The 13,260-nt window shown below is 26.1% G+C and carries 16 protein-coding genes; 15 read left to right on the plus strand and 1 reads right to left on the minus strand.

What is annotated here, in order from left to right:
* The first annotated feature begins 251 nt into the window (after positions 1-251).
* Complete coding sequence (locus tag AACL22_RS06985) at positions 252-515, plus strand: hypothetical protein (protein ID WP_338990712.1); 264 nt, start codon at positions 252-254, stop codon at positions 513-515.
* Between the two features lie 111 nt (positions 516-626).
* Positions 627-1,508, plus strand: a complete 882-nt coding sequence (locus AACL22_RS06990; protein WP_338990715.1) for an IS3 family transposase — start codon at positions 627-629, stop codon at positions 1,506-1,508.
* Here the strand turns inward: AACL22_RS06990 and AACL22_RS06995 are convergent.
* On the minus strand, positions 1,429-2,478 hold the full coding sequence (locus AACL22_RS06995; RefSeq protein WP_338990717.1) for a rod shape-determining protein: 1,050 nt from the start codon (positions 2,476-2,478) through the stop codon (positions 1,429-1,431). The genes AACL22_RS06990 and AACL22_RS06995 overlap by 80 nt on opposite strands.
* 128 nt (positions 2,479-2,606) lie before the next feature.
* Between AACL22_RS06995 and rnmV the strand changes: the two genes are divergently transcribed.
* The 13 genes from rnmV to AACL22_RS07060 all read left to right on the plus strand — a co-directional run bounded on the left by rnmV (position 2,607) and on the right by AACL22_RS07060 (position 13,228).
* Positions 2,607-3,125 carry a ribonuclease M5 gene (gene rnmV, locus AACL22_RS07000; protein ID WP_338990719.1) on the plus strand — a complete coding sequence of 173 codons (519 nt, stop codon included), beginning with the start codon at positions 2,607-2,609 and terminating at the stop codon, positions 3,123-3,125.
* Positions 3,125-3,973: a 16S rRNA (adenine(1518)-N(6)/adenine(1519)-N(6))-dimethyltransferase RsmA gene (gene rsmA, locus AACL22_RS07005; protein ID WP_338990721.1), complete on the plus strand. Its 849-nt coding sequence runs from the start codon at positions 3,125-3,127 to the stop codon at positions 3,971-3,973. The genes rnmV and rsmA overlap by 1 nt, the downstream gene beginning before the upstream one ends.
* A gap of 2 nt (positions 3,974-3,975) precedes the next feature.
* Positions 3,976-4,464, plus strand: coding sequence for a hypothetical protein (locus AACL22_RS07010; RefSeq protein WP_338990723.1), 489 nt, complete (start codon positions 3,976-3,978; stop codon positions 4,462-4,464).
* A 324-nt stretch (positions 4,465-4,788) separates the two neighbouring features.
* Positions 4,789-7,398 carry a DNA polymerase I gene (polA, locus tag AACL22_RS07015; protein WP_338990724.1) on the plus strand — a complete coding sequence of 870 codons (2,610 nt, stop codon included), beginning with the start codon at positions 4,789-4,791 and terminating at the stop codon, positions 7,396-7,398.
* A 105-nt stretch (positions 7,399-7,503) separates the two neighbouring features.
* Complete coding sequence (gene mutM / locus AACL22_RS07020; protein ID WP_338990725.1) at positions 7,504-8,337, plus strand: DNA-formamidopyrimidine glycosylase; 834 nt, start codon at positions 7,504-7,506, stop codon at positions 8,335-8,337.
* 328 nt (positions 8,338-8,665) lie between these two features.
* Positions 8,666-9,556 (plus strand): class II fructose-1,6-bisphosphate aldolase, encoded by an 891-nt coding sequence (fba, locus tag AACL22_RS07025; RefSeq protein ID WP_338990728.1) that lies wholly within the window; start codon positions 8,666-8,668, stop codon positions 9,554-9,556.
* Positions 9,557-9,661: 105 nt separating this feature from the next.
* The gene (budA, locus tag AACL22_RS07030) at positions 9,662-10,387 is read left to right on the plus strand and encodes an acetolactate decarboxylase (protein WP_338990731.1); all 726 of its coding nucleotides are present in this window, start codon (positions 9,662-9,664) and stop codon (positions 10,385-10,387) included.
* 184 nt (positions 10,388-10,571) lie between these two features.
* Positions 10,572-10,934: a cation-transporting P-type ATPase gene (locus AACL22_RS07035; protein ID WP_338990734.1), complete on the plus strand. Its 363-nt coding sequence runs from the start codon at positions 10,572-10,574 to the stop codon at positions 10,932-10,934.
* Complete coding sequence (locus AACL22_RS07040) at positions 10,919-11,122, plus strand: hypothetical protein (protein WP_338990737.1); 204 nt, start codon at positions 10,919-10,921, stop codon at positions 11,120-11,122. Before AACL22_RS07035 ends, AACL22_RS07040 begins: the two co-directional genes overlap by 16 nt.
* A 113-nt stretch (positions 11,123-11,235) precedes the next feature.
* Positions 11,236-11,517, plus strand: coding sequence for a hypothetical protein (locus AACL22_RS07045; RefSeq protein WP_338993032.1), 282 nt, complete (start codon positions 11,236-11,238; stop codon positions 11,515-11,517).
* A 78-nt stretch (positions 11,518-11,595) separates the two neighbouring features.
* Complete coding sequence (locus AACL22_RS07050; RefSeq protein ID WP_338990740.1) at positions 11,596-12,099, plus strand: hypothetical protein; 504 nt, start codon at positions 11,596-11,598, stop codon at positions 12,097-12,099.
* Positions 12,100-12,110: 11 nt separating this feature from the next.
* Positions 12,111-12,806, plus strand: a complete 696-nt coding sequence (locus tag AACL22_RS07055) for an HAD-IC family P-type ATPase (protein ID WP_338990743.1) — start codon at positions 12,111-12,113, stop codon at positions 12,804-12,806.
* A 14-nt stretch (positions 12,807-12,820) separates the two neighbouring features.
* Positions 12,821-13,228, plus strand: a complete 408-nt coding sequence (locus AACL22_RS07060; protein ID WP_338990746.1) for a cation transporting ATPase C-terminal domain-containing protein — start codon at positions 12,821-12,823, stop codon at positions 13,226-13,228.
* The last annotated feature ends 32 nt before the right edge of the window (positions 13,229-13,260 follow it).

Raw genomic sequence — 13,260 nt, forward strand, 5'->3', positions numbered from 1 at the left:
TTTTTTTAAATATTAAACCCTTTATTTGTTATAAAACATTCAATATCAAGTAACTTTATTATATAAAATCTGGTATAATTTGCAATTAAAAATGATAATTTCAAGTTTCTTTTTTCTTTTTTAAAAATTTTAGTTTTTTTTATATTATTAGTTCTTTGGAAAATAAAAAAAGTATATTTTAGAGTGCACCCCAAAAAGTAAGTAAAATAAAAAAAGATTTTGCTAAATTTTTATAGGGGGTGCATTTTTATATGGTAAAAAAAGGACAAAAATATAACAAATATACATCAGAATTTAGAACAAAAATCATTGAGGAAATTAAACAAAAAAGTTGTTGAATAGTAGCAAAACAATATAATATAAATGTAAATACAGTAGAATCTTGATGAGCAAATCATAAAAAAGGAAAATTAAACAATCCTAAAGGACCTAAAATTTCTTTTGCCAAAAGAAATTTAGAATATTATAAAACAAGGTATGAATTATTAAAAAAGCTCCATGACTTTTACAATTAAGCAAACTAAGAATTGTCTCTTTTATTAAACAAAATTTTTGTGAATATTCAATAAAATTATTACTAGAAGTAACAGGGTTAAAACGTAGTTATTGAGATAAATATAAAAATTATGACAGTAGCAAAAAAAGATAAAAAAGCAATAAATGATATTGTAAAAGTCTATGAAGAAAATTTAAAACAATTTGGTTATCGAAAAATTACTAAATATTTAAAGGAAGATTATGGTATAAAATATAATTCAAAAAAAGTTTTAAGAATTATGCGTGATAATCAAATACAACCTGAATATGTAAGAAAAATGAGAAGAAAAATGAAATATAAACAGAATAAAGAAAAAAGCTTATTGCAATATCCTGATTTAATTAATCGTAAATTCAATGATATAAAAACAAGGTTTTCAGTACTATATACTGATGTAACATATTTAATTTGAAAAGGAGAAAGATATTATCAATCAACAATTATTGATGGGTATACTAAAGAAATAGTTGATGTAAAGTGATCTAAATATAATGACAATAAATTAGTAATGGATAATTTAAATGATGCAATTAATAAAATAAAATTAATAAAAAAAGATCTGAATGGAATAATAATTCACTCAGATCACGGATATCAATATACATCCACTATTTATCACGATAAATGTTTATCTAACGGTATTACAATTTCAATGGGAAAAAATTACCACTGTGCAGATAATATTGTTATAGAAAGTTTTCATTCATTACTTAAGAAAGCTACAATCCATAATAAAATATATAATTCACATGAAGAATATTTACAAGATGTTATAAAATGAAATACATGATATTCAAATCGTAAAGAAAAAAATATAATTAAAAAAATAGTAAATACTTTTTTATTAGTACTTACTAAAATGGGTGCACTCTATTTTAAAAATATACTTTTTATGAAATTTTGTATTCATTTGCATCAAGTAATTGAATTCTTTCAATTACAGCACCTAAATTTTTTTCATAAGTTTTAGCACCATCAATTACACACATTAATGGATCATTTGCAGCTTTTACTTTTAATTGGAAAATTGATTCAAAATATTTTACAATTCCACGAATTAAAGCTCCTCCGCCACAGATGGTAATACCATTTCTAATAACATCACCAGCTAATTCTGGTGATGTTTGTTCTAATACTTCTACTAATAAGTCTGTAATTCTTGAAAAAGGGGCTAATAAAACGTTTTTAATTTCTTCAGGTTTAATTAATACTTCTCGTGGTAATCCCGTAATAATATCACGACCAAAGGTACGAACTGGTTTTTCATTAATTATTTTAACTAATGCACCAATTTCTTTTTTAATTTGTTCAGCCGTTCTAATTCCGACTAGCACATTGTATTCAACACGAATATATTTTTGAATTTCTTGATCTAAGTGTTTTCCTGCAACTTTAACTGATTTTGAAATTACAATATCACCAGCTGAAATAATTGCAATATCTGTTGTTCCTCCACCAATATCAATTACTAAATTTCCTTGTGCTAGACCAATATTAATGCCAGCTCCTAATGCTGCTAGTTTAACTTCTTCTTCTACTAAAACGTGACTTGCTCCCATATCTTTTGCAATAACTTTTAAAGCACCACGTTCTAATTCGGTAACTCCACTGGGGCATGCCAATATTACTAGTGAATTTTTTCAAATTCCTGATAATTTTAATCTACTAAAAATGTGTTTTAACAAATCTTGAGCCGCTTCCATATCGGAGATAACTCCGTCTACTAATGGTGTTACCATTCTAATATGATCATGCGTTTTTCCAACCATTTTGTATGCTTCATTTCCTAAGGCAATTAATGAGTTACTTAAAGTGTCATATGCCATCATCGAAGGTTCGTTATAAACAATTCCCTGACCTGATACATAGGCTACCGTGTTAGCTGTCCCTAAGTCTAGTGCTAAAAACGAGTAGTCTTTTCCAAATTTATAATTAGCCATATTTCTTTTTGCCTCCTACTCCTATATTTAAAATTTATGATTATTTTAATATAACAGTATAGTATAATTATACTATAAAATCAGGATAAGTAAATAAAAAAGGTGTTTATCGGGGAGTGAAGGCTAAAATGGGAGTATTTGTGATTGTTGAAGGTAAGACAGATTCAACAAAGTTAAAAAGTATTTTTCCTAATATTAAAACAATTGAAACTAACGGTAGTGGGATTACAAAAGAAAAATTAGCATTGATCAAAAAAATTAGTTTAAATAATAAAGTAATTATTTTTACTGATCCTGATTATCCTGGACAAAAATTACGCCAAATTATTAGTGATTATTTAGAAAACAACTGCCTGCATGCTTTTATAAGTAAGAATGATGCAACCAAGGGTAAAAAAGTTGGAATTGCTGAGGCATCTGAAGATGCAATTAAAAATAGTATTAATAATTTAATTAGTTTTTCAAACCAGCCAGTTGATAATTTACAATGAAGTGATTATATTAATTTAGTTGATTCAAAAGTAAAACGCGAAAAAATTATTAAGTACTATAACTTAATGCCAACTAATAATAAAACAACATTTAAATGACTAAATTATATGAATGTTAAAAAACAAGATTTAATTGATATTTTAAAGGAGAAATAATGAAGAAACAAAACCAAGAAATGCGTGCCGAAGGAATAATAGCTAAAGAGAGTAAGGGACAAAACTTTTTAACAAATCCTCATTTTATTAATTTAATTGTTGATAGTGCATTTGATTTACCAAACACAAATATTTTAGAAATTGGTCCAGGAATGGGTGCTTTGACGAGTTCTATTTTATTAAAAGCAAACAAGCTTGTTTGTGTTGAAATTGATTCAACTTTAGTAGAATATTTAACATTAAAATTTAAAGATCAGGGTTTAACTGTTATCCAGGCAGATATTTTAACCATTGATTTAGAAAAATTATTTTTAACAGAATTTTTAAATAATAATCCAATTAGTATTATTTCCAATATTCCTTATTATATTACTTCACCAATTATTTTTAAATTATTAAAAATAAATAATCCAAAAGTAAAAGAAATTATTTTAATGATGCAAAAAGAGGTGGGTGAACGAATTATGGCTCAGCCAAATTCAAAAAATTATAGTAGTCTTTCTGTTGTTTGTCAATTTTATAGTGACATTGAAAAAGTTTCCTTAGTTGGTCGTAATAATTTTGTTCCAGTACCAAAAGTTGATAGTATTGTTTTAAAATTTAAATTGAATAAAAAATATCCTTTATTAATAAATGACGAAGAATTTATTAGATTTATTCGAATGATGTTTGCAACAAAGCGAAAAACAATTTTAAATAACTTAGCAATTATTATTAACAATAAAATTTTAGCCGAAGATATTTTGGTAAGATTAAACTATGCATTAAATTTACGTTCAGAAAATTTAAGTTTAAATGATTTTTATCTTTTATATAATGAAATTAAACAAACTAAGGGAGAACTATAAAAATGAAAATTAGATCATATGGTAAGTTTAATTTAACTTTAGAGGTTTTTCACAAACATAAATTTAAAAAAATGCACCATATTAAAAGTATTATTTTTCCTTATAAGGAAGAATATGATTATGTTGAGTTATTGCCTTATCAAGGTAAACAAACAATTTTTACTTATAATAAAAAAGAACTAGATTCAAATAATAATACTATTTTGGAAGCATATCATAAATTTGTTGTTATGTTCCCTAAGTTTAAATCAACTCCAGTTCATATTAATTTAATTAAAAATACAACTATTGGTTCTGGTCTTGGTTATTCTGCTAGTAATGCTGTTGCAATGATTAAACTTATCTGTCATTTTTTTAATATTAATTATTATTCTTGGAAAATTAAAAAGTTAATTCAAAGTCTTAGTTCCGATGCTTTATTTTTTTATTTAGAAAAACCAGCAATAATCTCTGGTTATGGTCATAAAATTAAGTATTTAACAATGCATTAAATTAATAAATATAAAATCCCAAATCTTAAAATTATTGATTCAAAAATATCATCAATCACAAAAGAGGTTTATCAAGAATTTGACCATAATTATCAATACTATAAAACAAAAAAATAATTAATAATCTTTATTTTAATATGTTACAACAGCCCGCTTTTAAAATTAATCCAGAGTTAAAAAAATTTTATCTTACACTAAAGCAAGAATATTCAAATGTAATGCTTTCTGGTAGTGGCGGTGCTTTTTTGGTTTGATAATTTAGTTTTAAAGTATATTTTAAAATTAAATTAGGCTATAATTGAACATAAAAGAGGAGATTGTAAAATGAAAAAAGTATTGTTAATTGATGGAAATTCTTTGCTTTTTAGAGCATTTTATGCCACAGCGTATAATGGCGAGATGTTAAAAAGTTTGGATGGAACACCAACAAATGCTGTTTATGCATTTGCCAATATGTTGAATAAAATATTAAAAACAAATAACTACTATAGTGTTGTTGTTGCTTTTGATAAAGGAAAAAAGAATTTTCGTCATGATTTATTAGTTAACTACAAAGATGGTCGGAGTAAAACGCCAAATGAATTAATTGTACAATTTCCAATTGTAAAAGAATTTTTAGATAGTTATCAAATTCCATATTTAGAGCAAGAAGGATATGAAGCTGATGATTTATTAGGATGTTTAGCAGTGCTGGCTGAAAAAGAAGATTTTTATGTTGATATTTTTTCAAGTGATAAAGATTTATATCAATTAATTACTAATAAAACAAATATTTTAATGCCACGTCAAGGCGACAGTGCTGATGTTATTGATGAAACAGCTTTAAGAGCAAAATGGGGAATTACACCATTACAAGTTCCTGATTTAAAAGGACTAATGGGTGATCCTTCCGATAATTTAAAGGGTGTTCCAAAGGTTGGCGAAAAAACAGCAATAAAATTAATTAAGGAATATCATTCAATTGAAAATTTATATGATAATATTAAGCAGATTAAGGGTGCATTACAACAAAATTTATTAAATCATGAGGAAAGTGCATTATTATGCAAAAAGATAGCTACTATTTTTTGTGATATTAATTTAGAACATTTTACTTTTACTCAGTTTTCACCAAATCAAGAAAAATTAATGCAATTTTATTTAAAATATAATATGAATTCATTTGTAACAAAGTTGTTTAATAATCAAGATAATAGTACCCAAAATTCAAATATAACAGTAAAGATTATTGAAGAATGACGTTCCGAATTTAATAAAAATAACACTACTGTTTATTTAGAATTATTAGATGAAAATTATCATACTGCAGAAATTATTGGGTTTGGAATTGTTAATTCGAAAGGTGTTTTTTATTTTGATTATATTCATTCAAAGCATGATAAACTATGACATCAATTTTTAAATGATACTAAATATCAAAAGTTAACTTATCATGCAAAGAGTTTAATTGTTGCTTTAGCTCGTGATAATATTTTTGTTCAAAATATTGAATATGATATGATGCTAGCTGGTTATGTTTATAATTCAAATGCAAAAAATAGTTTAGATACTTATATTAATTTATTTGAAAAAAAACAAATTTTGACTAATGAATTATTTTATGGTAAAGGGGTTAAAAAACAAATTCCTGCTGATGTAATTAAATTAAGTCATTTTATTGGTGAAAAAGCAGCGTACATTCATAAATTAAGACCAAAAATTATTGAGTTATTAAAAGCTAATCAGCAATATGATTTATATTATAAGATTGAGTTACCAACCGCTTTTGCATTAGCACGAATGGAAATTAATGGTGTTAAAGTTAACCAACATGAATTAACAACACAAACCTTACGAATTGAAAAAATTGTGCAAGAATTAAATAACGAAATTAATGATATTGCGCAAAAAGAAATTAATCCTAATTCACCAAAACAAATTTCAGAATTATTATTTCAAGATCTTTCATTACCTGATCGGAAAAAAGGGTCAACAGCACAAGAAACATTAAAAGAAATAAAAAATAACCATGTGATTATTCCAAAGATATTAGATTATCGAAAGTATCAAAAATTATATTCAACTTATTTAAAAGGGATGGAAAAATATATTTTTGCTGATGGGAAAGTTCATACAATTTATAAACAAACCTTAACAAATACTGGTCGGCTTTCATCTGTGGAACCTAATATGCAAAATATTAGTATTCGTGATGATGTTCAAAAAGAGGTACGAAAAATTTTTGTTGTTTCATCGCCAAATAATGTTTTATTATCTTGTGATTATTCACAAATTGAATTACGAATTTTAGCACATATGTCAAAAGACCAAGATTTAATTGCTGCTTTTAATAAGAATGAAGATATTCATACTAATACTGCAATGAAAATTTTTAATTTATCAAAAAATGAGATTACACCAAATATTCGTCGTAGTGCGAAAGCTGTTAATTTTGGGATTATTTATGGAATTAGTGATTTTGGTTTAGCAACTGATTTAAATATTTCTGTTGCAAAAGCAAAAGCAATAATTAATAATTATTATCAACAATTTCCAACAATTAAGGCTTTTATTGATCAACAAGTTGAGTTTTGTAAACAAAATGGTTATGTTACAACAATTTTTAATCGAAAACGTTATGTCCCAGAAATTAATGACCGTAATTATATGCAACGTGAATTTGGAAAACGGATTGCAATTAATATGCCAATTCAAGGTAGTGCAGCGGATATTATTAAAATTGCTTTTAAAAATATTGACCAAAAATTTTTAAAATTAAATTTAAAAGCAAAAATTATTGCACAAATTCATGATGAATTAATTTTTGAAATTCCACAAGTTGAATTAATTCAAGTGCAAAAAATTGTTAAAACATTGATGGAAGATTCTACTAAATTAGATGTAAAGTTAATAGTTGATAAGAAAACTGGTTTAAGTTGATATGATTTAAAATAAGATTAAATCATATCATTTTTTATAATTTTAATTACTTATTAGCATCTTGATTTTTATTAGATATAAAAATAAAATTAAATTATTAATTAAGAAAGAAGGAACAATATGCCAGAATTACCAGAAGTTGAAACGGTCCGTCGTATTTTAACAAAACATGTTGTTGGAAAAACAATTACTGATTGTCAAATTTTTTGAAATAAAATAATAAAATATCCTCTTGATACAAAGGAATTTATAAAAAAAATTGTTAAACAAAAAATTAATCGAATTGATCGAATGGGGAAACATTTACTATTTATATTGGATGATTATGTTTTAATTAGTCATTTACGTATGGAAGGCAAATATTATTTTACACTAAAAGATAAACTTGGTGAATGACAACATATTATGGTTTTATTTGAACTTGATCATCAATTTCAATTACGTTATCATGATACAAGAAAATTTGGGACAATGCATTTATATAATAAAAATGATTATTTACAACAAGCACCATTGAATAAGTTAGGATATGAACCATTTGATGAAAAAATTACAGTTTCATATTTAAAAAATTCTTGGCAAAATAAATCACAGCCGATTAAAACAACATTATTGGAACAAAATGTTATTGTTGGAATTGGGAATATTTATGCCAATGAAATTTTATTTGCTTCTAAAATTCATCCTGGTGAAAGAACAAAAAATTTAGTTGATCAAGATTATCAAAATATTATTGACAATACAAAATTAGTTTTACAAAAAGCCATTGATGAAGGAGGAACAACCATTGCAACTTATCATCCTGAACCAGGAATGGATGGTAAATTTTTGCAACAATTAAAAGTACATGGGCGTAATAAAATGGAATGTGTTAATTGCCATAAATTAATTGATAAAATTTTTGTCAATGGACGAGGAACTTATTTTTGTAATTATTGTCAAAAATTAAAATAAAAAGGCATTCCTTGTTTAGAAATGCCCTTTTAGAAAAAACTATTTACTAACGGATACCTATCTTTGGGTATTACCTTTTAGGAGGCCCATCCTTCAGGTAATGATAAGCTCTGTTTGTTTACTATATGTTACCATATAGTGCTTTACTTATAACACGGGATTTTTAAAAAAGTGGATAAGAATTCTAAAAATTATATTTTTTTTCTTTTTTTGGGTAAATTTTGGTAAATTAGGTAAATATTAATAAATTTCTTTGTTTTATATTATTTTTTAAAATAAAAAGTTTATAATATTATCGTAATATTTCATATTAGAAGGGAAAAGAATTATGGGACAAAAATATCATGCTAGATTAGTTAATGCTAGTGAAATAATTAAAAAAGCACATCAAAATAAATATGCTGTTGGTCATTTTAATATTAACAACCTAGAGTGAACAAAAGCTTTATTAGAAGTTGCGCAAGCAACAAAAACACCAATTATTTTAGGAGCTTCAGAGGGAGCAATTAAATATATGGGAGGTTATAATTTAGTTGTTGCGATGGTTAATGCGTTATTAGTCTCATTAGACATTACTGTTCCAGTAGCATTACATTTAGATCATGGTCAATCAGTAAAAAGTTGCAAAATGGCAATTGATGCTGGTTTTTCCTCAGTGATGTATGATGGTAGCCACCACCCATTTGCTGAAAATCTAAAAAATACAAAAGAAGTAGTAGCATATGCAAAAACAAATGGTGTATCAGTTGAAGCTGAAATTGGTACAATTGGTGGAGAAGAAGATGGTGTAGTTGGTGCTGGTGAAATTGGTGATCCAAAAGAAGCTGCGGAAATGGAAGCAACAGGAATTGATTTTCTTGCTGCAGGAATTGGAAATATTCATGGTCCTTATCCAACTGGATGACCAGGTTTAAATTTTCAAGCTTTAGAAGATATTCAAGCTGCTGCAAAAATTGGAATGGTTTTACATGGTGGTAGTGGAATTCCACAAGAACAAGTTAAAAAAGCAATTTCATTAGGAATTAGTAAAATAAATGTTAATACTGAATTACAAATTGCATTTGCTGCTGCAACAAGAAAATATATTGAAGAGGGAAAAGACAAACCAGAAAATGGGAAAGGGTTTGACCCACGAAAATTATTAAAACCTGGATATGAAGCAATTAAAGCAACATTTGATGAATTAACATCATGGTTTGGATGCAAAGGTAAAGCATAAAAAACATTTCAAGAATGAAATGTTTTTTTCTTTAACTTTATGTTTAAATAATGTTAATAAACAATTTCAACAAAAAGTTTATTAGAAAAAGGAGTTTTATTAGTTATGATTCAAAAATTTAGTAATGTTTATCAATTTTCAACAATAACAAGTTTAGCTGCTGGTAATTTTGACGGTATGATTAAGCTTGGGACGTTATTAAAGCAAGGTAATTTTGGATTAGGAACTTTTGACCATTTAGATGGTGAATTAATTGTACTAGATGGTGTGGGGTATCAATTAAAATCAGATGGAACAGTTAATGAAGTTACGGCAAGTATGACAAGTACATTTGCTGTCATGGCATTTTTTGAAGAACATCAAAAAATTAATATTTCACAACTAACTAGTTATGAAGAAATTCAACAAATTATTGTAAATAATTTACCAAGTTTAAATTTATTTTATGGGATTAAAATTAATGGTTTATTTTTGGAAATAAAAACAAGAACTGTTTCTTGGCAAGAAAAACCATATTCAACTTTTTTAAAAGCATCAGAACAACAAGGAATTCTTAATGCTAAAAATATTAATGGTGATATTGTTGGTTTTTGAACTCCATCTTTTGCCAATACATTGGGAATTAATGGTTTCCATTGCCATTTTATTAATACTGAAAAAAATACTGGAGGTCATGTTTTTGATTTTCAATTAGATTCAGGTACTATTAAAATATGCTATTTTTCAAAAATTAACTTAGAATTACCCACAAATAAAGAATATTTAGAAACAAATTTAATGGCTTTTGAATTACAAAAGGAAATTGAATTAGCAGAAAATGCAAAAAAATAAAATTATCTTAAATCTTAAAGTTCTTAATTAAGAATTTTAAGATTTTTTATTTAAATTTATATTTTTAAAATAAATTTATAATTTAAGGATTTATATTATAAAATTAATATGTAAAGTAAAAACTATGAAATTAAATTTTTAAATAATAAATAATAAATTTTAGAAAGCGAGGGCATTATAAAAAATGTGATTTAGTAAATCAGATAAAGAATTAGAACAGGAATTTAAAAGCAATTTAAATGTTGGATTATCTTCAAAACAAGCCAAAGAAAGATTAGTTAAAAATGGGAAAAATGAATTACCAAAACCTAAAAACAAACATTGAATTTTAATTTTTTTAGTTTCATTATTAAATCCATTATCTCTTATTTTAATTATTGCAGGAATTACTTCGGTTATTATTGAAAAAGTTGTTAATAATCGAATTTATGTGATAGATTTTATTGTGATTTTATGTATCGTTTTATTAAATGCCTTCATTCAAACAATTGAACAAATTAGAGCAAGAAAATCCCTTGATTCTTTTAAAAAATGACAATTCCAGTAACGATTGTTAAACGAGATGGTGCAATTTTTGAAATTCCGGTTGATGAATTAGTTGTAGGTGATATTGTTATTTTAGAAGCAGGGAAATATATTCCAGCTGATATTCGCATTTTAGAAGCAAATAATTTGTTAATTGACGAAGCTGCATTAACTGGTGAATCAGTTCCTGTTGAAAAAAAGGTGAAATAATTTTAAAAGAAAAATTAGTGTTAGCAGAACAGACTAATATGGCTTTTATGTAAACTTTTATCACAAATGGTCGAGCAGTTGGGATTGTTGTTGCAAAAGCTGTTGATAGTGAGATTGGAAAAATTGCTGCTGCGGTTGTTAAAACAAAAAAAGAAAAGACACCATTACAATTACGCTTAACAAAATTAACAAAAATTGTTAGTATTTTTGCGGTTTTATTAGCAATCTTTGTTTTTGTTTTCTTTTTATTAACTGATGAAAATAGTTGACCAATTAATTTAATGACAGCAGTTACAATTGCAAATGCTGTTATCCCAGAGTCCTTAATTGTTATTGTGTCAGTTATTTTATCATTATCAGTAAAACGAATGACAAAAGTTAATGTTATTGTTTAAAAATTAGATGCGGTTGAAACATTAGGTTCAGTTAATGTTATTTGTTCAGATAAAACAGGGACTTTAACTCAAAATAAAATGACAGTTAAAGAGATTATCTTCAATAATGAGATTCTTAAAGAAAATGATTTTAATTATAACCAAAATAATAAGGCAACTTTTCATTTTATTAATTGTCTAACCTTATGTAATGATGCTATTAACCAAAAAAATGAACAAATTGGTGATCCAACTGAAATTGCTTTAATTGATTTTACAAGAAGATTTACAATTAGTAAAGTAGAATATCGTGAAAAATATCTTCGTGTTTTAGAAGTTCCCTTTGATTCTGAACGAAAATTAATGTCAACTGTTAATCATGTTAATAAACAAGAATTTGTTTATACAAAAGGTGCTCTTGACCAATTATTACTGCAATGTAATCGAATTTATTTAAATAACGAAATTGTTCCATTAACTGAAGAAATGAAGGAAGAAATCCAAGAGGAAGCATTAGATTTATCAAGTCAAGCATTACGGGTTTTAGCTTTTGCTTTTAAGCAAAAAGATCAACAAGAAATTGAGACTAATTTATTTTTTTAGGTGCTGTTGGTATGATTGACCCACCACGTCCAGAAGCGGTTAAAGCAGTTAGAAAGGCACATGAAGCAGAAATTAGAGTAATTATGATTACTGGAGATCATAAAGCAACTGCTTTAGCTATTGCTAAAGAATTATGTCTAGCAGTTTCAGAAGCGAATGTTTTATCTGGCCATCAAATTGATAATATGAATAATCAAAAGTTACAAGAAAAACTACGTGATGTATCAATTTTTGCAAGAGTTAATCCTGATCATAAAACAAGGATTGTTGAGTGTTTGCAATCAATGAACTATGTTGTTTCAAAAACAGGTGATGGGGTTAATGATGCTCCAAGTTTAAGTAAAGCTGATATTGGTGTTGCAATGGGAATAACAGGGACAGATGTTTCAAAAGAAGCTGCAAATATTATTTTACAAGATGATAATTTTTCAACAATTATTCGTGGTGTTGAAGAAGGACGGAATGTGTATCATAAAATTAAACGGGTTATTGCTTTTGTTTGTATTGCACAATTAGCAAATGTGTTAGCTTTTATTATTATTTCAGTTACAACTAAAATTAAACCATTTGATTCTGTTACCATTTTATGGTTTAACTTAGTCATTGAAACATTAATGTCAATTCCAATTGGTTTAGGAAATAATGATGATGGCTTAATGCTAGAAAAACCACAAAGTAAGAAAGAAACTTTTTTACCAATAGTTTAGTTACAATTTTATATTTGGCTTTTGTAACAGCTGCTACTGTTATTGGTACATTCTTCATTGGCAAAGATATCTTTCATAATATTGAAGATGCTAAAATTGCGACAATCTTAGTAATGGCTTGTTCACCAGTAATTTTTGCTTTTGCAATTCAATTACCAAATTATCGAATTAAAACACAATATAATGTTTCTCCGACTAATTATTATTTATTAGATGCTTCAGTAATTGCCTTGGTATTAAATTTCTTGATGGTTTATACACCGGGTTTAAACTTATTTTTTAAAACAACAACCAAAAAACATAAATTTGATACTTCACCACTGTTATCTTGACAAATGACTGTAGTATCATTAGGAATGATGGTGCTTCCATTATTAATGCTGTTGAGATATGATGCATTTCGTAAATTAATCAAACAATAAAAGAATAACATTAAAAATTGTTTTATTAAGTC

This window comes from Spiroplasma endosymbiont of Seladonia tumulorum (assembly GCF_964020235.1).
Lineage (GTDB): Bacteria > Bacillota_I > Bacilli_A > Mycoplasmatales > Mycoplasmataceae > Spiroplasma.